This is a genomic window from Blautia sp. An81, assembly GCF_002161285.1.
In the GTDB taxonomy this organism is placed as follows: Bacteria; Bacillota; Clostridia; order Lachnospirales; family Lachnospiraceae; genus Blautia; species Blautia ornithocaccae.
Genome location: NZ_NFHH01000016.1, coordinates 67,516 through 89,507, shown reverse-complemented (window position 1 = coordinate 89,507; position 21,992 = coordinate 67,516). Strand labels below are relative to the sequence as shown.

Genomic DNA, 21,992 nt, shown 5'->3' with positions numbered 1-21,992 from the left:
CCCGAACCCGCAAGCTGAAAGTGCAAAACGCAGACCCTTTGCACTTTGCACTTTCGCACTTTCACAAGAATTTGCGTCAATAACTCAAAAAAGCACTTGACAAAACGCTTCATGGGGCAACGCCGAAGATATAAAGCCCTACATCGACCCGGATTTTCAGAACAACATCATTTTGACGCAGACCGAACGCCTTACCATGAACAGCCGCCCGAAGCAGCCGAAATATGCGAGAAATAAAAACGTCGTGGTGATCGGCGGCAGCGGCAGCGGCAAGACAAGGTTTTTCGTAAAGCCTAATTTAATGCAGCTTCATTCTTCCTACGTCTTGACCGACCCAAAAGGCACCGTCTTAATCGAGTGCGGAAAGCTCTTGCAGCGCGGCGGCTACAAGATAAAAGTGCTGAATACGATAAACTTCAAGAAATCCATGCGATATAACCCCTTTGTGTATATCCGCAGCGAAAAGGACGTGTTAAAGGTTGTCAATACCCTTATTGTCAATACCAAAGGCGAGGGAGAAAAAAGCGCGGAAGATTTTTGGGTGAAAGCCGAGAGATTATTATATTGCGCGTTGATCGGCTACATTTGGTATGAAGCCCCCGCCGAGGAAATGAACTTTACAACGCTGCTTGAACTTATCAATGCAAGCGAAGCACGCGAGGACGACGAGGAATACCAAAGCCCCGTTGATCTGCTCTTTGCCGATTTAGAAGAACGCAGCCCCGACCATTTCGCGGTGAAGCAATATAAAAAATACAAATTGGCGGCGGGCAAAACGGCAAAGTCAATCCTTATTTCTTGCGGTGCGCGTCTTGCCCCTTTTGATATAGAGGAACTCCGGGAACTCATGTCCTATGATGAATTGGAACTTGATACATTGGGCGACAGGAAAACCGCGCTTTTCCTCATAATGAGCGATACCGACGACACCTTTAATTTTGTTATCGCTATTCTGCAATCGCAGCTTTTCAATTTGCTTTGTGATAAAGCGGACGACGAATACAACGGCAAATTGCCTATTCATGTCCGGTTTTTGCTTGATGAATTTGCCAACATCGGGCAGATACCCCGCTTTGATAAGTTAATTGCGACCATTCGCAGCAGGGAAATGTCCGCTTCTATCATTCTGCAATCGCAGAGCCAACTAAAAGCCATTTACAAGGACGCGGCAGAAATCATACTTGATAATGCCGACAGCACCTTGTTTTTGGGAGGACGTGGGAAAAATGCAAAGGATATTTCGGATAACTTGGGACGGGAAACAATCGACAGTTTCAATACTTCCGAAAATCGCGGCACGCAGGTTTCTCATGGACTTACTTATCAAAAATTAGGAAAGGAGCTGATGACACAGGACGAAATAGCAGTTATGGACGGTGGGAAATGTATTTTGCAGCTACGCGGTGTGCGTCCCTTTTTAAGCGACAAATACGACATCACGAAACACCCGAACTACAAATACCTTTCCGACTTCGACAAAAGAAACGCTTTTGACGTGGAACGGTATATGTCTACCCGTCCGGCAATCGTAAAGCCCGATGAAGCCTTTGACATATACGAAATAGATTTGTCCGACGAGGACGCAGCCGCCGAGGAATAACGGCGGCATTTTCATTTTCAACAACTTTTTTTGAGCCGCACAGCGGCAGAAAGCGAGGTTTATATGGAGTTTTTCAACAGCGCAGTTGGTGTATTGCAGACTTTGGTTATCGCGCTTGGCGCAGGTCTTGGCATTTGGGGTGCCATTAACCTCATGGAGGGTTACGGCAACGACAATCCGGGCGCAAATGCTCATGTGCCATAAAGTAACACATAAGTTTGACAGACAGCAATCCTTGCTATTCCGTATGGCAGAGGGAACACCAATAGAAAATTTCATATCCGAATGATATAATAAGTCTTAATGAAGTGGCCAACCATAGCAAAAATTGGGATTTAGCTGTAAATAACATGTATGCAACCCAAAGTTGACAATGTGCATTTCAAAAAAGATAGAAAGTTACAATACGATTTGATAAGATTAAACCACAAAATTAAGGAGGCAGAACATATGACTTTTGGAGAAAAGCTATTTAAGTTAAGAAAGGAAAAAGGACTCTCACAGGAAGCACTTGCTGAACAAGTGGGAACAACCAGACAAGCAATTAGCAAGTGGGAAAACAATCAAGGATTTCCTGAAACAGAGAAATTGTTGCAACTATCTAATATTTTTGAAATATCTACAGATTATCTTTTGAAAGATGAAAAATCTTCCAGCAATGCAGATGAGCGAGGATATTATGTAAGCAAGGAAATGGCAACAGGATATATTGCAAATCAGAAAAAAGTAAGCAGATATATTGGTGTGGGATTTATGTCTTGGGCATTCGCAGGAATACCTTTTATTATGTTTATATCTAATTCAACATGGCGTTTTCTTGGAGTGGCAATTTTTGTTATTATAGGTATCGTTTCTTTTGTTTTAGGTGCATTTTCAGAACAAGAACAATATAAAGTCTTGAAAGAAGAACCGTTGATATTCGATTATGGGTATTTGAAAGAATTATCTAATGAATATCGCGCAAAAAAGAAAATTTATGCGGTAATTTACATTCCGAGCATTATTTTGTTTATAGTTGGAATTATAGCTGTTTCTTTAACAATAAAGGGGCAATTCGCTTGGTCTGAATATCACTCATTTGTATTTTTCGGATTTGCGATAGGACTTATGGGATTTTGCTATTGTGCCGGAGTAATCGACGCTTATGAACTGTTAATTAAAAATGAACAGTATTCTGCACGCTTACTATTTAAGATAAAACGAAAAATAAAAGATAAAATTGATAAGTTGTAATTACTGATTTTGATTTCAATTAAATAGCAAAGCCAGCCGAGCCAGTCAACGGTAAGATGAACGGACTGAACTGCGCCCGCCGTTGACAGCCCCGACTGTCCTTGCTGGTAGGCAATCAAGGGGCGACAGCAAGGAGTGCTGCCGCCCCGCACTATTATCAGAGAGGGGGAATTTCCATGACCGAAGATGAAGCCTACAAAGTGCATATCCAGTACACCTTTAACGCCTTTTGCAAGGTTGTCATTCGTCACGCCGCCATAGATAAGATTTTGAAGCTGCGCCGGAGGTGGGAACGGGAAGTTTCCCTTGACTATCTGATGAATGAGAAGTTTGTCCAGTTTGCCGAGCAGGAGCAGCTTGAAGAATATCTTTTTACCGCCTGCGGCCAGACCGCCGTTCTGTACCATGCGGAACTTGCCGCCGCCCTTGCCCTTTTGCCGGAGCAGGCACAGGAAGAAATTTTCCGTTATTATTTCCTGCGCCAGCCGCAGCGCGTGATCGGCGTACATATCGGACGGACACGCAGCACAGCGGGGCGGCATATTCAGCTTGCCTTGAAGCGGCTCCGGCGGCTTATGGAGGGAGGGAAAAGACTATGAGTAAACTTCTCCCCTATGAAACAATCGTCAAGGCGCATGAGGGCGACCCGGACGCAATCGACACTGTTCTTTCCCACTACGCCGGATATATCCGATACTGTTCCAAAGTACACGGGAAAGTCAATGCGGAGGTTGAGGAATATGTGAAGCAGAAGCTAATTGCCGCGCTGTTCAAGTTTCGTTTCGACCGTTGAGCTATATCCCATATCAAGCAAGAAAAATTCAAGCTGCTTTTCAAACCGTCTCATTGCATGGAATGGTTTGCTCCACTATAATTAAGGCAGGAGGTGTTGAGAGATGGCGAACGAAGATAAAAAGGATTTTAATGCTATGCTACACGATAGCAAGGATATGCCTAAATTTCAGACCATTACCGACCAGAAAAGCATTGAAAAATATGGTGGAAGCAGAATGTACTTTGCCCCACCAATCGACTATGACAAGGTGATGAAACTAATTCCTTATGGCAAAGTAATCACTGTCGGAAAAATCCGTGAATATTTTGCTGAACTGAATGGGGCGGATTTCACAGAGCCTATCACAGCCGGAATTTTTGTATCTATTGCAGCATGGGCGAGTTATCAGCGTTCCGAAGATAAAACCCCGTATTGGCGAACCTTAAAGGCAAACGGGGAATTGAACGCAAAATATCCCGGTGGTGTAGAAGCACAGAAGGAAAAGCTGGAAGCAGAAGGCCATACAATTATTCAGAAAGGCCGTACAAACATAAAGTATTTCGTAAAGGACTACGAAAGTGTTCTTTTTGATTTGAGATAGAAGTTTGTATTTACTAAATGAATTATTATTAAACCGGCCAGCCCTAAATATTCAAAACTGAATACCAGCCGTCACCGGCGGCCAGCGAAAGCAGTAAGTCTGAAAAAGATTTGCTGCTTTTTTTGTTGCCCGGCTCCGTTCCCGGCCATTTTGCCCTGTTCGGATTGTAGTAGTAAGTGAAAGGGAAATTTTTTTGCCCCGGCGTTTGGCATTTTTGATTTTTGTCCGTAGTAGAGAACAAAGCGAAAAATTCCAGTTTTCCCGTCCAACTGGGATATGCCGGTGTTGTAGGGAGTGAAAGGAAAAATTCTCTGCCCGCCGGTTGCCAAAATCCTGTTGCCCGGATTACTAAGGCAAAAGAAATTTTGAAAAATCCCCGTCCAGCGGGTAGCTGGCGGCCTTTGAAATGTATCTTTAGCGGAAAGGAAAAAAGACCGCCCACAGCGGGCCGCAAGTCCTGTTCTGTCCGTTCTATATACGGAAAAACCAGACAGGGGCAGTTTGCGGCTTACTAAGAGCAAGTTTCTACCACGGTGCCAAAATCCGCAATTCTGCGGTTTTGCCCCTCGCGGGAAACTTGTTGGGGAGTGCCTTCCCCAAACCCTGCTATGGCGGCTTACGCCGCAAAAATATTTCCGACCGGCGAAAAGTTTTTTCTCACTTTCGCCCCGGAAATGGCTAACAGATAAGAGAATTTTTTGTGATAAGTGAAAGGAGGTTTACAGCCCATGCCGAAGCAATACAACACACCCCACCGCAGCCGCGTTGTGAAAACCCGGCTGTCCGAAGATGAATACGCCGACTTCACAGCGCGGCTTGCGCCCTATGGTATCAGCCAGTCCGAATTTCTCCGGCAGGCGATACGGCGCACGACCATACGCCCCATTATCCATGTGTCGGCGGTCAATGACGAACTGCTCTCCGCTGTCGGGAAGCTGGCCGCCGAGTACGGCAGGATTGGCGGCAACCTCAACCAGATAGCCCGGTATCTGAACGAGTACGGCGCACCCTACAATGCACTGTCCGGCGAGGTACGCGCCGCCATAGCCGACCTTGCCGCCCTCAAGTATGAAGTCTTACAGAAAGTAGGTGACGCGGTTGGCAACACTCAAGCATATCAACTCTAAAAATGCCGACTACGGAGCCGCCGAACAATACCTGCTTTTTGAGCATGACGAGTTTACCATGAAGCCCGTCCTTGATGAAACCGGCAGGCTTATCCCCCGCGAGGACTACCGGCTGTCCACGCTGAACTGCGGCGGCGAGGATTTTGCCGTTGCCTGTATGCGGGCAAATCTCCGCTATGGGAAGAACCAGCGGCGGGAAGATGTGAAAAGCCACCACTATATCATTAGCTTTGACCCACGGGACGGCCCGGACAACGGTTTGACCGTAGACCGGGCGCAGGAGTTGGGCGAGAAGTTTTGCGCCGAGCATTTCCCCGGCCACCAAGCCCTTGTATGCACCCACCCGGACGGGCATAACCACAGCGGCAATATCCATGTGCATATCGTCATTAACAGCCTGCGGATAGAGGAAGTGCCGTTCCTGCCCTACATGGACAGGCCAGCCGACATAAAGGCCGGCTGCAAGCACCGCTGTACCGACGCGGCCTTACGCTACTTCAAGTCCGAAGTCATGGAGATGTGCCACCGGGAGGGGCTTTACCAAATCGACCTCTTGAACGGCAGCAAGAACCGCGTGACCGACCGGGAGTATTGGGCGCAGAAAAAGGGACAGGCTGCGCTGGACAAGCAGAACGCCCCCATGATTGCGGAGGGTATCACACCCCGGCAGACCAAGTTTGAAACGAACAAGGAGAAGTTGCGGCAGACCATACGCGCCGCGCTGTCTGCGGCGACCTCATTCGAGGACTTTTCCTCTCTGCTGCTGCAGGAGGGCGTGGCCGTCAAAGAGAGCCGGGGGCGGCTTTCCTACCTCACGCCGGACAGGACAAAGCCCATTACCGCCCGCAAGCTGGGCGACGATTTTAACCGCGCCGCTGTCCTTGCCGTTTTGGAGCAGAACGCCGCCAGAGCCGCAGAAAAGGCCGCAGCCATACCCGAATACCAGCGGCATGGGAAAACCGGCATACAGCCCACAAAAGCCCCTCAAACCGCTCCGAATGTGCAGCGGCTTGTGGACATTGAGCAGAAGAAAGCCGAGGGCAAAGTCCGGGGCTATGAGCGTTGGGCGACCATGCACAACCTCAAACAAATGGCCGCGACGCTGAATGTGTATCAGGAATACGGCTTCACTTCCCCGGAGCAGTTGGAAGCCGCCGTTGATACCGCCTATCAGGAAATGCGCCAGACCAGCGGAGAACTGAAAACGCTGGAAACGAAGCTGCAAGGGAAAAAGGAGTTGCAGCGGCAGGTGCTGGCCTACGCCAAGACCAAACCCGCCCGCGACGGGCTGAAAGCGCAGAAATCCGAGAAAGCCCGCGCCGCATACCGGCAGGCGCATGAGAGCGACTTTATCATAGCCGACGCAGCCGCCCGGTATTTCCGGGAGCATGGCATTACCAAGCTGCCCGCCCGGAAAGCGTTGCAGGACGAGATCGAGCAGCTTGTTTCCAAGAAATCCGGCCTGTATAACACCTACCACGAACAGAAACAGCGGTTCAAGGAGTTGCAGACCGTCAAGCGGAATATCGACCAGATTTTGCGCCGGAGCGAGCCACAGCGCAGAAAGGAGCAGAGCCATGAGCGATAAGCTGCCCCGCATGGACTACCGCCAGCACCGGCGGGCGCGGCGGCTGGTACATGAGTGCTGTAACTACGACGGGGGGAACTGCCTGCTGTTAGACGACGGGGAGCCTTGCGTGTGCGTCCAGAGCATTTCCCTTTCCCTCATGTGCCGCTGGTTCCGTGTGGCTGTCCTGCCTCTTGACGGGGAACTGGCCGCCGCCCTCTTGTACCGGGGGAGCCGGAAACGGTGCGTCGTCTGCGGCGCGGCCTTTGTCCCCAAGTCAAACCGGGGAAAATACTGCCCCGGCTGCGCCGGACGCATGAAGAAAATCAAAGCCGCCGAGAGAAAGCGGAAACAAAGGCAGAGATGTCACGCTTTAGAGCCTTTCAAACCCGCATAAATCAAGGCTTTTTTCGTGGGTGTCAAAGGGTGCTTGATACATTTATCCTTTTCCCCCGGAAACAGCGTTCTAAATGCGTACAAACGCCCCAAATCCACCCAAAGGAGGAACCATGTCAGACAACCGAAAATACTACTACCTCAAGCTGAAAGAGAATTACTTTGACGAGGACGCTATCGTGCTGCTGGAAAGTATGCAGGACGGTATCCTCTATTCCAACATTCTCTTGAAACTGTACCTGAAATCGCTGAAAAACGGCGGGAAGTTACAGCTTGATGAAAATATCCCCTACACCGCGCAGATGATTGCCACCATTACCCGCCAGCAAGTCGGCACCGTAGAGCGGGCTTTGCAGATTTTTATGAAGCTGGGGCTTGTGGAGCCGTTACAGAACGGCGCGCTGTATATGAGCAACATTGAACTGCTTATCGGCCAATCCTCTACCGAGGGGGAGCGGAAACGGCGGGCAAGGCTGGCTTTACAGGAGCAGAAAGCCTTGCCAAAGGCCGGGGCGGACAAATGTCCACCATATCAAGCGGACATTTGTCCACCAGAGATAGAGATAGAGATAGAGATAGAGATAGAAAAAGAGAGAGAGCGAGAGTTAGATACGGGACAGCCCGCCCGCGCCGCCTATGGCCGGTATGAAAATGTCTTTCTTTCGCAATCAGAACTGGACGGGCTGAAAGCAGACCTGCCTGACAAATGGAACTACTACATTGACCGGCTATCCTGCCATATCGCGTCCAGCGGCAAGCGATACCGCAGCCATGCCGCCACAATCTACAAATGGGCGCAGGAGGACGCAGCCAAGAAAGCCCCGAAAAAGGGCATACCAGACTACTCATGCAAGGAGGGTGAGAGTTTATGAAGAACGAAATCAACGCTGTTTTGGAGAATATGACCGCCACCACCCCGGAGCCGGAGGACTACACCGGCGAGGACGGTTTACTGTACTGCGGTAAGTGCCGCAAGCCGAAAGAAGCCTATTTTGCGCCGGATAAGGCCGCTATCTTTGGCCGTGACCGACACCCGGCAGAGTGCGACTGCCAGAGAGCCGCCCGCGAGGAACGGGAGGCCGCCGAGAAGCGGCGCAGGCACCTTGACACCGTGGAGGAACTGAAACGCCGGGGCTTTACCGACCCCACCATGCGGGACTGGACTTTTGAGAACGACAACGGCAGGAACCCACAGACCGGGATTGCCCGCCGGTATGTGGAGCATTGGGAGGATATGCGAGCCGACAATATCGGCTGCCTGTTCTGGGGCGGCGTGGGAACCGGGAAAAGCTACCTTGCGGGCTGTATCGCAAACGCCCTCATGGAGAAAGAAATCCCCGTCCTCATGACAAACTTTGCCCTTATCCTCAACGACCTTGCCGCCAGCTTCGAGGGCAGGAACGAATACATTTCCCGCCTTTGCCGCTATCCGCTGCTTATCCTTGACGACTTCGGCATGGAGCGCGGCACCGAGTACGGATTGGAACAGGTTTTCAATGTGATTGACAGCCGTTACCGCAGCGGCAAGCCGCTGATCGTCACGACCAACCTCACGCTGGACGACCTGCACAACCCGGAGGACACCGCCCATTCCCGGATTTATGACCGCCTGCTTTCCATGTGCGTCCCGGTACGCTTTACCGGCGACAACTTCCGGCAGGAAACCGCACAGCGGAAAATGGAGAGCATGAAGAAGCTGATTACCGACTGAAAGGAGTATTGCCTATGGCAGATAACAAGCAGCACGACACCCGCACCACCCGCCGCCCCGACTGCGTGACGGAAATCCGCATGGGCAATTCCGTCCTTGTCGTGTCCGGCTATTTCAAGAAAGACACCACGACCACCGCCGCCGACAAAATGGCGCGGGTACTGGAAGCGGAAGCCGCTGCTACACAAAAACCGGCGATTTGACAAGCTGTAAAGAAGCAGATTTGACACTTTTGCCGCTATACAACCAGCCCTGTTCCGTGGTACAATGAAACCACGGAATAGTGGGGCTGGCTGTCGGAAACGGAGGATTTTATGTTAAGACAAGCCACCCAAAACCTCATTACCGCCCTTTATCCGAGATTGTCCCATGAGGACGAATTGCAAGGCGAGAGTAATTCCATATCGAACCAAAAACGGATACTCGAAACCTTTGCAAAACAAAATGGCTTTACCAACCTGCGCTGGTACACCGACGACGGCTATTCCGGCGCGAACTTTCAAAGGCCCGGTTTTCAAGCCATGCTTGCAGACATTGAAGCCGGGAAAGTGGGTACGGTCATTGTCAAGGACATGAGCCGGTTAGGGCGAAACTACTTGCAGGTGGGATTTTACACGGAAATGCTGTTCCCCCAAAAGGGCGTGCGTTTTATCGCTGTCAACGACAATGTGGACAGCGCAAACGGCGGCATGGACAACGATTTTACCCCTCTGCGAAATCTGTTCAACGAATGGCTGGTGAGAGACACGAGCAAGAAAATCAAGGCAGTAAAACGAGCAAAAGGCATGAGCGGCAAGCCCGTTACCAGCAAGCCGGTGTATGGCTACCTCATGGACGAGGACGAGAACTATATCGTTGACGAGGAAACTGCGCCGGTAGTCAAGCAGATATACCAGCTTTGCCTTGCCGGGAATGGCCCGACCAAGATTGCCCGTATGCTTACGGAGCAGCAAATCCCCACGCCGGGGACGCTGGAATACCGCAGGACGGGCAGCACCCGCCGCTACCACCCCGGCTATGAGTGCAAATGGGCGACAAACACCGTTGTCCACCTGCTGGAAAACCGGGAGTACACCGGCTGTCTGGTGAACTTCAAGACGGAGAAGCCCTCTTACAAGACCAAGCACAGCGTAGAGAACCCCATCGAGAAGCAGGCCATTTTCCCGAACCACCATGAGCCGATTATCGACACGGAAACATGGGAGCGCGTGCAGGAGTTACGCAAGCAGCGCAAGCGCCCGAACCGCTATGACGAAGTGGGGCTGTTCTCCGGTATGCTGTTCTGCGCCGACTGCGGCCATGTGATGTACCAGCAGCGGTATCAGAACAAAAACCGCAAGCAGGACTGTTACATCTGCGGCAGCTACAAAAAGCGTACCCGTGACTGTACGGCGCACTTTATCCGTACCGACCTGTTGACTGCCGGTGTCCTTTCCAATCTCCGGCAAGTGACCGAGTATGCCGCCAAGCATGAAAGCCGCTTTGTGAAGCTGCTTATCCAGCAGAATGAGATCGGCGGCAAGAGAAAGACCGCCGCAGCCACCAAGCAGCTTGAACAGGCGCAGGAGCGCATTTCCGAAGTGAGCCGCATTATCAAGCGGCTGTATGAGGACAATGTGAACGGCAAAATCAGCGACGAGCGTTTCATGGAACTGTCGGCAGACTATGAGCAGGAGCAGCGGGAACTGAAAGACCACGCTGCCGCTTTGCAAGCCGAACTGGACAAGTCGCAGGCCGCTACCGTCAACGCGGAAAAGTTTATGGGTATCGTCCGAAAGCACCTTGCCTTTGAGGAATTGACCCCCACCCTCTTGCGGGAAATGATTGAGAAAATCGTCGTGCATGAGTGCAGCTATGACGAGAACGGCACCCGCAGGCAGGACATTGAGATTTATTACAGCTTTGTCGGCAAGATTGACTTGCCCGAAGCCTAACGCCCGACCTATCCGACACAATGGCCAAGTGCCGGATAGGAACGGCAAAATTTTTTACACTTCTATTACTTCTTTATCACACATAAGTAAAGAGCCAGGGCATGAAGCAGCTCATGGCTAACTAGATGTAATCAAGAGAAGAAAGGAAAAGCACAATCCAGACGGAACCGGCGGTTGTATCAAGAAATATTTGTGGAATAGCAAGAACTTTGATATAATGGGAACAGGAACCCCGGAACCGGGAGAAAGGCAGGAGGATAAATGCACATAAGCTATAAACCCCTCTGGCACACGCTGGTTGAGCGCAATATGAGGAAAGAGGACTTGCGGATTGCCGCCGGTCTTACCACAAATATGATTGCCAACATGGGTAAGGGCAAAAATATCAGCATGGAAACGCTGGTTCGTATTTGCGAAGCCCTGAATTGTGGCATTTTGGATGTAATAGAATTGGAGAAGGAAGACCATTCTGTTGATAAAGCAGAGTGATAAATTTGAACGTGGAGTATTTACAAAAATGCACCAAGGGGAGAAGAATACATGGCAAAACAAAATATTTATGATAATGATAGCTTTTTTGAAAATTTCAAGAATCTTCGCAACAACAAGATTAATTTCAATGATTGCATAGAAACCCCGATTCTACTTGCGATGATTCCAGAAGTAGATGGAAAAAGGGTACTGGACATAGGTTGTGGCATGGGACAACACGCAAAGCAGTATTCTGATATGGGGGCTGAATCTGTATTGGGTATTGATATTTCTGAGAAAATGCTTGAGTATGCAAAGGAACATTTCCATGCAAAAAATATTACTTACCGACAAATGGCATTGGAAGATATATGTCAAATTGATGAGCAGTTCGATTTGATTACAAGTTCCTTAGCATTTGATTATGCCGAAGATTTAGACAAACTAATGAAAAATATATATGGTCTATTAAAATATGGTGCCCATTTTGTATTTAGTATGTCTCATCCAATGGCAACCGCATGGGATGGTCAATATGATAGATATACCCGGACAGAATCGGGCGAAAGACTTTATGCGAATATCAGCAACTATATGGTTGAGGGAAAAAGGACAGTCAAATGGGTTGTCGAGGACTATGAAGTTTATCATCGAACATTTTCCAGTATTGTTAATACTATAGTAAATGCTGGATTTTTGATTGAAGAATGCGAGGAATCTCATGTATCCGATGAAATGAGAAAGCAGTATCCAGCCCAGTTTGGTGGAACACTTCACCGACCAGATTTTATATTTTTTAGATGTAAAAAACAATCGTAAAATGATGAATCCAGATTGAAATACTGAAGTAAAAATTCAATTCATTACACAAAGCTGCCGTTGCAGGAACACTCATTCCCACAACGGCAGTTTTCATTTTCTCTTGCGCCGGAAGTTGAAGGGGCTGTTCTTGATGTTCGGCGCTTTTGACAGTATCCTTTTCAATATCTTCTGTTCATCCGGCGGCAGCTTGTAAAAGTCAAGGCCGAGCGTATTGAAAATGACCGCCCACACCTTTCCGAGATAATCCCCGGAGGATTGAATGGCTTTCCGAATATCCATCGCCACTTTCTTTGCGGCAGAGTAATCCGGCGTGCTGTCAATGTCATGTTCATGGGCTTTCCGTATGTCATGGAGAATGGCGTCCCATGTTTTGTGCGTCACATGGCAGAAGAAATCTTCTTCCTTTACCTCTGCGGCAAGGATGGTCTTTGAATAGAAATCATTTTCCGCCTGCTTGTATTTCCGGATGATGGTCTGCCGCTGTTCTTCCAAAGTCTCATACAGGGTGCGGAAAGTGGAGGTTGCATGACCGTCTATGTATATCTCCGTGTCGGTCATAAGCTGCTCAAATTTATCGTTGGTAGCAATCTCACACAGGAGCCGGTTGTTGATACGGCCACTCTTTAGCAGCGCCACCATTTCATCATTCAGGTGCAGTTCCATCAGGGGCGTGTTTATCTGCTCCCGGTTTTCTGTCCGGCAGAACAGGTAATCAAGAGATACCTCATAGAAATCCGCCAGCGTGATAAGATTGCCGTGGTTGATTTCCTTATTGTCGTTGGCTTCATAGCTGGCGAGGGCTGATTTTGAAATGCCGGTTTGCTGCGCCAGTTCTTCCAGATTTAAGCCTTTATCTTTGCGTAACTCCCAAAGGCGTTCCTGTATGGTAGTTGCCCTCAGCATAGGGCGCTCACTCCTTTCCGGCGGCTGTTTTCCTGCCGCTAACTGGATTATACCATACTTTCCATAATCGTGGAAATTTCCGTTTTTCGCCCCGAAATCCTACTTTGTGGATATACGGCACAGGGAACAAAAATGGTCTATGATACAGGTAGTTCATCGATGGATTATTCCAATCGAATGACCGGCCTGTATGGGATATGCTCCCCGGCGATGTAGCGCAACGACTTGCGGCAGGGAAATGGAGGAACCCTGACCGCAACGAGCGTACCAAAGGGAGCGAAACGCCGTTGTGAGAGCCAGGGGCAGGAACGACATCAGGGAGAACCGGCGAAAATGAACACCGAATTGATACCAAAACACAACAATCTGATAGGGCATAGTCTACCCTATCCGTAATACTACGGGGGATTTCCGGACGGTTCTATGGCCGCTTTTTCCTTGAAAATCGCCCCGAAACACGACACTAAAATCTGCTATCCGTCTATTGCGGCTGTTACGGCTGAAATGGGCGGATTTTCGTTTAAGGAGGCACCATGCCGAGAATGCCGAAAAAGAGGAAGCTGGAACTATCCTTCTTCCTCAATGAACGGGGGCGGGTAACGTACAACGACCTTTGCCGGAAATGCCAGCGCACTTGTAAGCAGAGTTTCCGAGCGGTCATTGTGGACTGCCCCCATTATCTTTCCAAACGCTCAAAACGAAAAGTAAAGGAGGACACTGATTGAATGGAAGTTGAATTTATGACCACAGATACCACCCTGCCGCCCTGTATGCCGCTGCCAAGAGCCATGCTGCGGCTCCCGATCAGCAGCACCGCCAAGGTCATGTACGCCCGGATGTTGGATATTATTTTCCTGTCCGGCATAGAGGACGCCAACGGGATTTTATTTATCCATTTCCCCATCGTGGAACTGGCGGCGGCACTTGCCCGCAGCACCATGACCGTGAAGCGTTCCCTGAATGAATTGGAGGACGCCGGACTGATACTGCGGGTGCGTCAGGGCTTCGGGGAACCCAACAAGATATATGTACTCATTCCCAAGAAGGAGGACAGCCGCTTATGAATGAAAAGCTGGAAGCACTCAATCAGGAGATAGAGAAAACGGAAAAGAAGCTGCGCTGGGCGCAACAGGAGGAAAAGCGTCTGACCCATCAGGCCAAGGCGCTGACCCGGAAGGAACGGACGCACCGGCTTTGCACCAGAGCCGCCATGCTGGAAAGCTACCTTCCCCACCCGGAAGCCATCACGGATGAACAGGTCAGTCTATTCTTGAAGCTGCTGTTCCACAAAGACAGCACCCGTCAGCTTATGGAAAAAGTGTTTGCCGGAAACGGCACAGAGAAGGAGGGCGCAGAATGAAGATGAATTTTTCTAAAGACGAGTTGGCTATGGTCTATCAGTACGCCGCCGGTACAAAAGAGGACACCCTTGCGGGGCTGAAAGAAATCGTGCCGGTTATCCGTGACCGGCAGACAAGGGATATTGTGGAGAATACCATCCGAAAGCTGGACGCCATCCCGGAGCCGGAGTGCCGCCGCTTTATCGCTGATACGAAGCAGCGGTTTATCCAGAATCGGGACAATTCCATCCGGCGCAGGCTTGCCGAAGCCAAGGCACAGGCGAGGACGAAAAAGCCACATCCCAAGAGAAAAGAGCCAGACCGGGAACGGTCATAATCGCTTTCAGAGCCGCAACCCGTGGACTGCCCCTCTGAAAGAGGGCGCAACTATACACCACCTGAAAGGTAGTGTGTTGCGTCCTGCCGGAAGCCCCTTGCAGGGAGCAGATGATTTCCGCAGATTTCCAATCCGCTCCAATCATCACAGGGGAAGCTACACTTCCCCTGCGCTGGCTGCCGCCAGCTACCCCTTAGTGGACTTGCCGCCTGAAAACACCTTGCTTTGCAAGCTGCTTCCAGTCAACAAGTTTTCAGAAAAGCTATTCCCTTTTGGAAGTTGGTACAGTATAATGAAGTCAACGACAAATCGGAAGTTGTGGAGGTAATTATCAATGAGAAATATTTACGATAATAGTGAATTTTTTGCCGCATATGCGGAAATGGGAAGAAGCAAAGATGGTCTGAAAGCTGCTGGAGAGTGGCATCAGTTGCAACCGTTATTCCCTAAATTACAGGGAAAAAAAGTTTTGGATTTAGGATGTGGTTACGGTTGGCATTGCAAATATGCCGCACAAATGGGAGCTGCTGAAATTCTTGGTATTGATAGTAGTCAAAAAATGATTGCAAAAGCAGTAGCTGATAACTCTGATGACAAAATCAAGTATAAAGTTTGCGGTGTTGAAGAATACATTTATCCTGAAAATACTTATGACCTAGTTGTTTCTAACCTGGTACTGCACTATATCGAAAATTTAGCTAATGTTTATCAAAAGGTGTATTGCACATTAAAAGTAGGTGGGTATTTCCTATTCAATATTGAACATCCGACTTTCACCGCAGGTGTTAATGAGGATTGGATTTATGATGAAAATGGGAAACCGAAATATTGGCCAATCGACAATTACTATTACACAGGCGAAAGAGAAACCAATTTTCTTGGTCACCGAGTAATTAAACAGCACCACACATCAGGCTTTAAATTAAGTGTAGGCAAGAACTATAAGTTTATTGAAAGGTATATATCCGAGGATTTGTGGGAGAAACTTTTGTCCACCTACCGGATGGATTCCTATGAAAACATATGGGAAGCATTATTTCTATGCCATCAATTGTTCAGGGCGGTATCCGGTGAGGTGGCGGAAAGGCTTCATTATGCCTATCCGGAGTATGATAGGAATATAACAAAATATACCAGGGACATGTATAAAAAATACACTGGTAAAACCGGCTGCCTGGATAGCACATATGCCGCTGATATAGAAGAGAGGCGGGAACAGTGATTACAGAAATGAAAGCAGGGCACCTGAAAGATATCGATAAACCCAGCGAACCATTTGAGGTGATAGGTAAGATTATACCGAGGTATGAAAACGAGAATTGGACCTTTACAGAATTACTCTATGAAGCGCCATATTTAAAAAGCTACCAAGACGAAGAGGATGAAGAGGATGAGGAGGCAGATTGCCTTGAATATATTGACAATACTGATAAGATAATATATCTTTACTACCAAGACGATAAATGCGTCGGAAAAGTTAAACTGCGAAAAAATTGGAACCGGTACGCTTATATAGAAGATATCGCCGTATGTAAGGATTTCAGGGGGCAAGGCATAGGCAGCGCGCTTATCAATATATCTATAGAATGGGCAAAGCATAAAAACTTGCATGGACTAATGCTTGAAACCCAGGACAATAACCTTATAGCTTGTAAATTCTATCATAATTGTGGTTTCAAAATCGGCTCCGTCGATACTATGTTATACGCCAACTTTGAAAACAACTTTGAAAAAGCTGTTTTCTGGTATTTAAGGTTTTAGAATGCAAGGAACAGTGAATTGGAGTTCGTCTTGTTATAATTAGCTTCTTGGGGTATCTTTAAATACTGTAGAAAAGAGGAAGGAAATAATAAATGGCTAAAATGAGAATATCACCGGAATTGAAAAAACTGATCGAAAAATACCGCTGCGTAAAAGATACGGAAGGAATGTCTCCTGCTAAGGTATATAAGCTGGTGGGAGAAAATGAAAACCTATATTTAAAAATGACGGACAGCCGGTATAAAGGGACCACCTATGATGTGGAACGGGAAAAGGACATGATGCTATGGCTGGAAGGAAAGCTGCCTGTTCCAAAGGTCCTGCACTTTGAACGGCATGATGGCTGGAGCAATCTGCTCATGAGTGAGGCCGATGGCGTCCTTTGCTCGGAAGAGTATGAAGATGAACAAAGCCCTGAAAAGATTATCGAGCTGTATGCGGAGTGCATCAGGCTCTTTCACTCCATCGACATATCGGATTGTCCCTATACGAATAGCTTAGACAGCCGCTTAGCCGAATTGGATTACTTACTGAATAACGATCTGGCCGATGTGGATTGCGAAAACTGGGAAGAAGACACTCCATTTAAAGATCCGCGCGAGCTGTATGATTTTTTAAAGACGGAAAAGCCCGAAGAGGAACTTGTCTTTTCCCACGGCGACCTGGGAGACAGCAACATCTTTGTGAAAGATGGCAAAGTAAGTGGCTTTATTGATCTTGGGAGAAGCGGCAGGGCGGACAAGTGGTATGACATTGCCTTCTGCGTCCGGTCGATCAGGGAGGATATCGGGGAAGAACAGTATGTCGAGCTATTTTTTGACTTACTGGGGATCAAGCCTGATTGGGAGAAAATAAAATATTATATTTTACTGGATGAATTGTTTTAGTACCTAGATTTAGATGTCTAAAAAGCTTTAACTACAAGCTTTTTAGACATCTAATCTTTTCTGAAGTACATCCGCAACTGTCCATACTCTGATGTTTTATATCTTTTCTAAAAGTTCGCTAGATAGAGTTCTATATTAGAGATGTAAAGAGTTTTGGTGAAGAGGTTTGTGAGTATGGCTTTTATAACCAGGGTGCAATGAGAAGCACTAACAGCAGCTAGCTTAAGAACGCATAGGATATACTTTTTATGGAAGTCACAGAGGAGGAATAAAATTTGAACAGGATTAACAGAGTAACCTCTATTCTTATTCAGCTGCAATCAAAAAAAATAATTCCTGCCAAAGAAATTGCACAGCGATTTAATATAAGCTTAAGGACAGTTTACAGAGATATCCGGACACTTGAAGAAGCCGGAATACCAATTGGATCTGAGGCCGGAAAAGGATATTTTCTTGTAGAGGGCTTCCTACTTCTATGATGGGTATGCCGGGAATGTGTAATGAAATGCGTAGACCTATGATGTTGTTGGTTAAGGTTAAAAAGGTTTAATAAACAACTTCCCGTTTATTGGGAAGTCGCAGAGAACGAAAAATCGGAATTTGAAAACCATAAAATTATGAGTGATTATTGCTCTCCATAGGTTATCAATAAAATCCTCCAAAAGCCTTGAAAATAAAGGATTTATCGCAATGTGTTCACCTTATCCCTTTATATGATTTCACACAAGTTTACTCTTTCCCTGACTGCTTATAAGGGCAAATTCAAGGGCAAGAAAATCTGATAACAAGATATAACAGAGTGTGGCAATAGGAGAACTGTGACATATGTGCGAATATATTATAACGGAGGATTTTTTAATGGACAAGTATATTTATGATGAAAGCAACGGTCTTTGGTATGAACTGCAAGGAGATTATTATATCCCTTGCCTTACTTTACCAACCGAAAAAGAACACAAGTCTATCGGCTTATGGGGGCAGCGACACAAACGCTATTTACAGGAACATAACAGGACATTTTACACTACGCTGCTTACAAGTGGCAAGTTAAATGAATATCTTGCCGATGTCGATAAACAGGCGAAGGAATGCTTTGAAAGGCTTGTGGAACAGATGAAGCAGTCACAAGACATAACAGAACAGTTAAAGTCAGAAAACGCCTTAGAATGGGTACAAAAAATGAATAGCATACGGGCGTGTGCGATAGAGGTTGTAAATAACGAGATAATCTACGCATAACTATTTTGGAGGCAGGGCTTTATTTCCTGCCTCTTTTATTATCTATTGACACTATTATAGGGATTTGATATAATAGCAATATTACTAATAGTAATATATAGGAGAAGCGTATGGATAATATAATACTCGGTCTTTTACTGTTGAGCAGCAGAACAATTTATCAGTTGCGTGAAAGAATAGATAAAGGGCTTAATATGATGTATAGCAGCAGTATGGGAAGTATACAAGCTGCTATAAAGAAATTGCTTAATTGTGGATATATTCAGTATGAAGAAGCTGTTGAAAATGGGAAATATAAAAAAATTTATTCAATAACGGATAGTGGGAAACAGAATTTTATTGAGTGGGTATCCACACCAATGGAAATACAGAGTAGCAAAAATCCTGAATTGGCTAAATTATATTTTATGGGTTTTTCAACAAAAGAAAAGCGTGAGGCAGGATTACAAGAGTATATTTCAAAGTTAAAAGAACAGTATGATGTGTTGAATGCCATTTGTAAGGAAGCAGAAAATGTCAAGGTTCCTGATGAAGATAAGGACATTCTCCATTATCAGCTTACCGCAGCTCGATATGGCAAAGATTTTATGAAATTCAATATCGAGTGGTATCAAAAACTTCTTGATGAAATGAGAGTAACAAAGATATGAAATCAATAAAGTTAGCTAATTCGCCAATTACATATTTTATCAGTGGAACAGATCGTACTGAATGGGTACTTTTTATTCACGCCGCTTTTGTTAATCATAATATGTTCAAATCACAGTTTGAGTATTTTCATAACAAATATAATATTTTGACTATTGATATTATTGGTCATGGGCAGTCAAGGGATACCAAAAAAGGAGATGGCATAGATAAGATGTCAGAATGGATATTCGACATCTTAAAGGTAGAAAATATCGAAAAAGTACACATTGTCGGCGTTTCGTTAGGAGCAGTACTGGCACAGGATTTTGCTAATCATCATCCAAACTCAGTAAGCTCATTGGCATGCTTTGGAGGATATGACATCAATAATTTTGATATTAAAATGCAAAAGAAAAATGGTGTGAAACAGATGGCAATGATGTTGAAAGCCCTCTTTTCGGTCAAGTGGTTTGCAAAAGAAAACAAGAAAATTTCTGCGCATACTTTAGAGGCGCAAAATGAGTTTTTTGATATGAACATACTTTTTCCAAAAAAGTCATTTATGTTTCTGGCAACGCTCAATAGTATGATAAATAAGTATAAAACTGGAAAACGAAATTACCCTTTGTTGATTGGATGTGGAAGCTTTGATATTCCAATGGAATTAGAGGCAGTAAAACAATGGAAAATAAGTGAGCCAAATTGTAGGGTAGTTATTTTTGAAAATGCAGGGCACTGTGTCAATATGGATGTGCCACGGGAGTTTAATGAAACTATGGAGGATTTTTGGACAAGTGCAGAATAAAGAGACTGATTGTAAATTTGTATTATGCCCTGTCTGCGGCAATAAAACCCGAACAAAGATACAAGAAGATACCGAGATGAAAAACTTTCCTCTCTACTGTCCGAAGTGCAAGAAAGAAACACTTATCAATGTTCAAGATATGAAAATCACGCTTGCAGTCAGTAAATAACTATGTATGCCGCCGCTATGGGTAAACCATAACGGCGGTTTTTCAATGCCTATCGGCTATCTCTGTCAATGGATTTCTTACGCTGTTTTTGCGGTGGCTTCTGCTTGTTGCGTTCCTGTATCTCACGCAGATGTTTTAACACGCTTTGCTTTTCGGGCGGTCTGTGCTGTTCTTTAGCGGTGGCTGTCGGTTTCCTGCTGACTTGATATTTCCACTCGGCAAGGTCACGGTTGTACTGTTCTACAACGCTTTCCATTTCTCGGAAAGTCCTCATAAAAACTTGTACATCGGGATAACCGTCCTCTTTGAGTGTATCAGGGATTTTATCCAACCTGTCGGCAATTTCCGCTTCGGTTTCTTTGATTTTTACCTCCAATGCTTTTCGTTCTTTACCTTTGAAAAGCCCCTTTGTATCGGCAAGCTGCTGTTTCAACTGCGGCAGAACTTTATCCTGCAAGTTTTTGATTTTTACCGCCTTATCCTGTACCTTTATCATCAGGTTTCTCATATGGCGGAACTCTGCCATATCAATATCAAGTGTAGGCTTAGGTGGCATATCCTTTTCACGGATAAGGTTTTGCAGAAAATCTTTTGCTTTTGCCACAATCCCACGGAACAGATTGGGCAGCCAGCCTTTGCTTTTGATAGATTGGCTTGCTTTTTCGTGTATCTCGGTCTGCTTGACTTCTAAAATTTTTGCTTCGGAAATACCCGATATGAGTGCCATATCCGCTGTCCTGTTCCATTCCTGCCTTGCGGAGTTATCCGCTTCAATCTCGGCGGCTTTGGGATTGTTCTTACCGATTTTCTTTGTAGGGAGATAAACGCTGTTCTTATCAAATACCTTTAACTGCTGTTCGGGATCGGAGATATGCCGATTGATAAGGTCGGTGTAAATCTCTTTTACCTCCCGAAGAAAAGGCTCGCTTTTGAATTTATCATCTTTCACGGTAAAGAGGTGGCTTTCATAAATTTCTCCCTTTTTTATGACGGTGCAGCCTTTTCGTATCTGTCCGTCCTCCCCTGTGATTTCTTTCTTGGTGCGTACCCTTTTTCCCGTTTCATCATAGAACACGCTGCGTGTGGCTATCTTGATGTCAGGTTCAGGAAGCAGTTTCCTTTCGCTGAAGATAAGGTGGATATGATAGTTTGTCTTGCGTTTGTTGTGGTGGAGGGCTGACACGCACTCCACGCCATACCGCCTGCGGAACTCCTCCGTAAAATCTTCAAGAACTTCCTGCGGCTCATATCTTGTATAAATTTCGGGCAGTGCAATAATCAATTCCCTTGCTTCGATACATTTGCCCTCTGTGCCGCTTCGCTTAAATTCCTGCTGGCTTTCCCTTGCAAGGTTACTCCAAAATTCATTGTCGGCGGTGCGGTAGGTGGCATAGAGATTTTCCTGTCTTGCGTGGCTTGTGATATAGGATATTCTTCCCTTGACATTGTGTAGCTTCGACATCTGTATAAATGAATGTCTTGCCATATACTCCTTCCTCCCGTGACGGGCATACTCTTTTTGCAACCGAGAAATCGGTTGCCGCTGTTTCGGCGGCGTAAGCAGACGGACAGCGAAGAAAACAGCGGGCTGTTTTCTTCTGTATCATAGCGGCGGTGCTTTGTCCGAAGCTGTGATACAGTGCCCCCTGCAAGGGCGAAATACCCAGAGTACAAATCGAAGATT

Annotated in this window: 28 protein-coding genes and 3 pseudogenes; 28 read left to right on the top strand and 3 right to left on the bottom strand. The window is 46.6% G+C overall.

Going from position 1 to position 21,992, the window contains the following annotated elements:
* Positions 1–103 precede the first annotated feature (103 nt).
* The 6 genes and pseudogenes from B5G33_RS13970 to B5G33_RS13945 all read left to right on the top strand — a co-directional run.
* Positions 104–1,600: pseudogene (locus B5G33_RS13970) on the top strand (VirD4-like conjugal transfer protein, CD1115 family); the annotation flags it as partial.
* A gap of 63 nt (positions 1,601–1,663) precedes the next feature.
* Positions 1,664–1,804, top strand: coding sequence for a Maff2 family mobile element protein (locus tag B5G33_RS13965; RefSeq protein WP_079697803.1), 141 nt, complete (start codon positions 1,664–1,666; stop codon positions 1,802–1,804).
* 246 nt (positions 1,805–2,050) lie between these two features.
* Complete coding sequence (locus B5G33_RS13960; RefSeq protein ID WP_087418081.1) at positions 2,051–2,833, top strand: helix-turn-helix domain-containing protein; 783 nt, start codon at positions 2,051–2,053, stop codon at positions 2,831–2,833.
* Between the two features lie 176 nt (positions 2,834–3,009).
* Positions 3,010–3,432: a sigma-70 family RNA polymerase sigma factor gene (locus B5G33_RS13955; protein WP_087418080.1), complete on the top strand. Its 423-nt coding sequence runs from the start codon at positions 3,010–3,012 to the stop codon at positions 3,430–3,432.
* On the top strand, positions 3,429–3,626 hold the full coding sequence (locus B5G33_RS13950; RefSeq protein WP_079699044.1) for a helix-turn-helix domain-containing protein: 198 nt from the start codon (positions 3,429–3,431) through the stop codon (positions 3,624–3,626). The genes B5G33_RS13955 and B5G33_RS13950 overlap by 4 nt, the downstream gene beginning before the upstream one ends.
* Positions 3,627–3,729: 103 nt before the next feature.
* Positions 3,730–4,209, top strand: a complete 480-nt coding sequence (locus B5G33_RS13945; RefSeq protein WP_087418079.1) for an MGMT family protein — start codon at positions 3,730–3,732, stop codon at positions 4,207–4,209.
* 43 nt (positions 4,210–4,252) lie between these two features.
* Here the strand turns inward: B5G33_RS13945 and B5G33_RS22005 are convergent, their stop codons facing one another.
* Entirely contained in the window at positions 4,253–4,651 is a 399-nt protein-coding gene (locus B5G33_RS22005) for a hypothetical protein (protein WP_242974707.1), read from the bottom strand.
* Positions 4,652–4,937: 286 nt separating this feature from the next.
* On the opposite strand from B5G33_RS22005, the gene B5G33_RS13935 reads away from it, so the two are divergent.
* The 10 genes and pseudogenes from B5G33_RS13935 (at position 4,938) to B5G33_RS13895 (ending at position 12,234) form a co-directional block, all read left to right on the top strand.
* Positions 4,938–5,336, top strand: coding sequence for a plasmid mobilization protein (locus B5G33_RS13935; protein WP_087418078.1), 399 nt, complete (start codon positions 4,938–4,940; stop codon positions 5,334–5,336).
* Positions 5,308–6,924 carry a relaxase/mobilization nuclease domain-containing protein gene (locus B5G33_RS13930; protein WP_087418077.1) on the top strand — a complete coding sequence of 539 codons (1,617 nt, stop codon included), beginning with the start codon at positions 5,308–5,310 and terminating at the stop codon, positions 6,922–6,924. Before B5G33_RS13935 ends, B5G33_RS13930 begins: the two co-directional genes overlap by 29 nt.
* Positions 6,914–7,300, top strand: coding sequence for a cysteine-rich VLP domain-containing protein (locus B5G33_RS13925; RefSeq protein ID WP_087418076.1), 387 nt, complete (start codon positions 6,914–6,916; stop codon positions 7,298–7,300). Before B5G33_RS13930 ends, B5G33_RS13925 begins: the two co-directional genes overlap by 11 nt.
* Positions 7,301–7,412: 112 nt before the next feature.
* Positions 7,413–8,171: a phage replisome organizer N-terminal domain-containing protein gene (locus tag B5G33_RS13920; protein ID WP_087418075.1), complete on the top strand. Its 759-nt coding sequence runs from the start codon at positions 7,413–7,415 to the stop codon at positions 8,169–8,171.
* Positions 8,168–9,010 carry an ATP-binding protein gene (locus B5G33_RS13915; protein ID WP_087418074.1) on the top strand — a complete coding sequence of 281 codons (843 nt, stop codon included), beginning with the start codon at positions 8,168–8,170 and terminating at the stop codon, positions 9,008–9,010. Before B5G33_RS13920 ends, B5G33_RS13915 begins: the two co-directional genes overlap by 4 nt.
* 14 nt (positions 9,011–9,024) lie before the next feature.
* Positions 9,025–9,213, top strand: coding sequence for a transposon-encoded TnpW family protein (locus tag B5G33_RS13910; protein ID WP_033509555.1), 189 nt, complete (start codon positions 9,025–9,027; stop codon positions 9,211–9,213).
* A gap of 111 nt (positions 9,214–9,324) precedes the next feature.
* Positions 9,325–10,944: a recombinase family protein gene (locus B5G33_RS13905; protein ID WP_087418073.1), complete on the top strand. Its 1,620-nt coding sequence runs from the start codon at positions 9,325–9,327 to the stop codon at positions 10,942–10,944.
* 20 nt (positions 10,945–10,964) lie between these two features.
* Positions 10,965–11,027, top strand: a pseudogene (locus B5G33_RS22760) (Maff2 family mobile element protein); the annotation flags it as partial.
* Positions 11,028–11,205: 178 nt separating this feature from the next.
* On the top strand, positions 11,206–11,433 hold the full coding sequence (locus B5G33_RS13900) for a helix-turn-helix domain-containing protein (RefSeq protein WP_087241460.1): 228 nt from the start codon (positions 11,206–11,208) through the stop codon (positions 11,431–11,433).
* A 51-nt stretch (positions 11,434–11,484) separates the two neighbouring features.
* Positions 11,485–12,234: a class I SAM-dependent methyltransferase gene (locus B5G33_RS13895; RefSeq protein ID WP_087241462.1), complete on the top strand. Its 750-nt coding sequence runs from the start codon at positions 11,485–11,487 to the stop codon at positions 12,232–12,234.
* Positions 12,235–12,327: 93 nt separating this feature from the next.
* On the opposite strand, the gene B5G33_RS13890 is transcribed toward B5G33_RS13895, so the two are convergent.
* Complete coding sequence (locus B5G33_RS13890) at positions 12,328–13,140, bottom strand: helix-turn-helix domain-containing protein (protein ID WP_087418072.1); 813 nt, start codon at positions 13,138–13,140, stop codon at positions 12,328–12,330.
* A 533-nt stretch (positions 13,141–13,673) separates the two neighbouring features.
* Here B5G33_RS13890 and B5G33_RS21720 point away from each other — a divergent pair.
* The 12 genes and pseudogenes from B5G33_RS21720 (at position 13,674) to B5G33_RS13820 (ending at position 20,308) form a co-directional block, all read left to right on the top strand.
* Positions 13,674–13,865 carry a hypothetical protein gene (locus B5G33_RS21720; protein ID WP_172455309.1) on the top strand — a complete coding sequence of 64 codons (192 nt, stop codon included), beginning with the start codon at positions 13,674–13,676 and terminating at the stop codon, positions 13,863–13,865.
* The gene (locus B5G33_RS13875) at positions 13,866–14,204 is read left to right on the top strand and encodes a DeoR family transcriptional regulator (RefSeq protein WP_087418071.1); all 339 of its coding nucleotides are present in this window, start codon (positions 13,866–13,868) and stop codon (positions 14,202–14,204) included. It begins immediately after the preceding gene.
* Positions 14,201–14,500, top strand: a complete 300-nt coding sequence (locus tag B5G33_RS13870; protein WP_087418070.1) for a DUF3847 domain-containing protein — start codon at positions 14,201–14,203, stop codon at positions 14,498–14,500. The genes B5G33_RS13875 and B5G33_RS13870 overlap by 4 nt, the downstream gene beginning before the upstream one ends.
* A 2-nt stretch (positions 14,501–14,502) precedes the next feature.
* Positions 14,503–14,766 (top strand): annotated as a pseudogene (locus B5G33_RS13865) (transposon-transfer assisting family protein); the annotation flags it as partial.
* 385 nt (positions 14,767–15,151) lie between these two features.
* On the top strand, positions 15,152–16,039 hold the full coding sequence (locus B5G33_RS22000) for an aminoglycoside 6-adenylyltransferase (protein WP_087418068.1): 888 nt from the start codon (positions 15,152–15,154) through the stop codon (positions 16,037–16,039).
* Positions 16,036–16,578 carry a streptothricin N-acetyltransferase Sat4 gene (gene sat4 / locus B5G33_RS13855; RefSeq protein ID WP_000627290.1) on the top strand — a complete coding sequence of 181 codons (543 nt, stop codon included), beginning with the start codon at positions 16,036–16,038 and terminating at the stop codon, positions 16,576–16,578. Before B5G33_RS22000 ends, sat4 begins: the two co-directional genes overlap by 4 nt.
* 92 nt (positions 16,579–16,670) lie before the next feature.
* Positions 16,671–17,465, top strand: coding sequence for an aminoglycoside O-phosphotransferase APH(3')-IIIa (gene aph(3')-IIIa / locus B5G33_RS13850; protein ID WP_001096887.1), 795 nt, complete (start codon positions 16,671–16,673; stop codon positions 17,463–17,465).
* A 275-nt stretch (positions 17,466–17,740) separates the two neighbouring features.
* Positions 17,741–17,944: a helix-turn-helix transcriptional regulator gene (locus tag B5G33_RS13840; protein ID WP_442856608.1), complete on the top strand. Its 204-nt coding sequence runs from the start codon at positions 17,741–17,743 to the stop codon at positions 17,942–17,944.
* Between the two features lie 379 nt (positions 17,945–18,323).
* Positions 18,324–18,704, top strand: coding sequence for a TnpV protein (locus tag B5G33_RS13835; protein ID WP_087418087.1), 381 nt, complete (start codon positions 18,324–18,326; stop codon positions 18,702–18,704).
* A 110-nt stretch (positions 18,705–18,814) separates the two neighbouring features.
* A complete protein-coding gene (locus B5G33_RS13830; protein ID WP_087418067.1) occupies positions 18,815–19,354 on the top strand; it encodes a PadR family transcriptional regulator in 540 nt (179 codons plus the stop codon).
* Positions 19,351–20,139, top strand: a complete 789-nt coding sequence (locus tag B5G33_RS13825) for an alpha/beta fold hydrolase (protein ID WP_087418066.1) — start codon at positions 19,351–19,353, stop codon at positions 20,137–20,139. The genes B5G33_RS13830 and B5G33_RS13825 overlap by 4 nt, the downstream gene beginning before the upstream one ends.
* The gene (locus B5G33_RS13820; protein WP_442856609.1) at positions 20,060–20,308 is read left to right on the top strand and encodes a cysteine-rich KTR domain-containing protein; all 249 of its coding nucleotides are present in this window, start codon (positions 20,060–20,062) and stop codon (positions 20,306–20,308) included. Before B5G33_RS13825 ends, B5G33_RS13820 begins: the two co-directional genes overlap by 80 nt.
* 49 nt (positions 20,309–20,357) lie before the next feature.
* Here B5G33_RS13820 and B5G33_RS13815 read toward each other — a convergent pair whose 3' ends face one another.
* Positions 20,358–21,794, bottom strand: a complete 1,437-nt coding sequence (locus tag B5G33_RS13815) for a MobA/MobL family protein (RefSeq protein ID WP_087418065.1) — start codon at positions 21,792–21,794, stop codon at positions 20,358–20,360.
* Between the last annotated feature and the right edge of the window lie 198 nt (positions 21,795–21,992).

What these genes read in the sequence shown, in the direction of transcription:
- B5G33_RS13965 (WP_079697803.1), top strand. Translation starts at nt 1,664, where the DNA reads ATGGAGTTTTTCAACAGCGCAGTTGGTGTATTGCAGACTTTGGTTATC.
- B5G33_RS13960 (WP_087418081.1), top strand. Translation starts at nt 2,051, where the DNA reads ATGACTTTTGGAGAAAAGCTATTTAAGTTAAGAAAGGAAAAAGGACTC.
- B5G33_RS13955 (WP_087418080.1), top strand. Translation starts at nt 3,010, where the DNA reads ATGACCGAAGATGAAGCCTACAAAGTGCATATCCAGTACACCTTTAAC.
- B5G33_RS13950 (WP_079699044.1), top strand. Translation starts at nt 3,429, where the DNA reads ATGAGTAAACTTCTCCCCTATGAAACAATCGTCAAGGCGCATGAGGGC.
- B5G33_RS13945 (WP_087418079.1), top strand. Translation starts at nt 3,730, where the DNA reads ATGGCGAACGAAGATAAAAAGGATTTTAATGCTATGCTACACGATAGC.
- B5G33_RS13935 (WP_087418078.1), top strand. Translation starts at nt 4,938, where the DNA reads ATGCCGAAGCAATACAACACACCCCACCGCAGCCGCGTTGTGAAAACC.
- B5G33_RS13925 (WP_087418076.1), top strand. Translation starts at nt 6,914, where the DNA reads ATGAGCGATAAGCTGCCCCGCATGGACTACCGCCAGCACCGGCGGGCG.
- B5G33_RS13920 (WP_087418075.1), top strand. Translation starts at nt 7,413, where the DNA reads ATGTCAGACAACCGAAAATACTACTACCTCAAGCTGAAAGAGAATTAC.
- B5G33_RS13915 (WP_087418074.1), top strand. Translation starts at nt 8,168, where the DNA reads ATGAAGAACGAAATCAACGCTGTTTTGGAGAATATGACCGCCACCACC.
- B5G33_RS13910 (WP_033509555.1), top strand. Translation starts at nt 9,025, where the DNA reads ATGGCAGATAACAAGCAGCACGACACCCGCACCACCCGCCGCCCCGAC.
- B5G33_RS13905 (WP_087418073.1), top strand. Translation starts at nt 9,325, where the DNA reads ATGTTAAGACAAGCCACCCAAAACCTCATTACCGCCCTTTATCCGAGA.
- B5G33_RS13900 (WP_087241460.1), top strand. Translation starts at nt 11,206, where the DNA reads ATGCACATAAGCTATAAACCCCTCTGGCACACGCTGGTTGAGCGCAAT.
- B5G33_RS13895 (WP_087241462.1), top strand. Translation starts at nt 11,485, where the DNA reads ATGGCAAAACAAAATATTTATGATAATGATAGCTTTTTTGAAAATTTC.
- B5G33_RS13890 (WP_087418072.1), bottom strand. Translation starts at nt 13,140, where the DNA reads ATGCTGAGGGCAACTACCATACAGGAACGCCTTTGGGAGTTACGCAAA.
- B5G33_RS21720 (WP_172455309.1), top strand. Translation starts at nt 13,674, where the DNA reads ATGCCGAGAATGCCGAAAAAGAGGAAGCTGGAACTATCCTTCTTCCTC.
- B5G33_RS13875 (WP_087418071.1), top strand. Translation starts at nt 13,866, where the DNA reads ATGGAAGTTGAATTTATGACCACAGATACCACCCTGCCGCCCTGTATG.
- B5G33_RS13870 (WP_087418070.1), top strand. Translation starts at nt 14,201, where the DNA reads ATGAATGAAAAGCTGGAAGCACTCAATCAGGAGATAGAGAAAACGGAA.
- B5G33_RS22000 (WP_087418068.1), top strand. Translation starts at nt 15,152, where the DNA reads ATGAGAAATATTTACGATAATAGTGAATTTTTTGCCGCATATGCGGAA.
- B5G33_RS13835 (WP_087418087.1), top strand. Translation starts at nt 18,324, where the DNA reads ATGGACAAGTATATTTATGATGAAAGCAACGGTCTTTGGTATGAACTG.
- B5G33_RS13830 (WP_087418067.1), top strand. Translation starts at nt 18,815, where the DNA reads ATGGATAATATAATACTCGGTCTTTTACTGTTGAGCAGCAGAACAATT.
- B5G33_RS13825 (WP_087418066.1), top strand. Translation starts at nt 19,351, where the DNA reads ATGAAATCAATAAAGTTAGCTAATTCGCCAATTACATATTTTATCAGT.
- B5G33_RS13820 (WP_442856609.1), top strand. Translation starts at nt 20,060, where the DNA reads ATGCAGGGCACTGTGTCAATATGGATGTGCCACGGGAGTTTAATGAAA.
- B5G33_RS13815 (WP_087418065.1), bottom strand. Translation starts at nt 21,794, where the DNA reads ATGGCAAGACATTCATTTATACAGATGTCGAAGCTACACAATGTCAAG.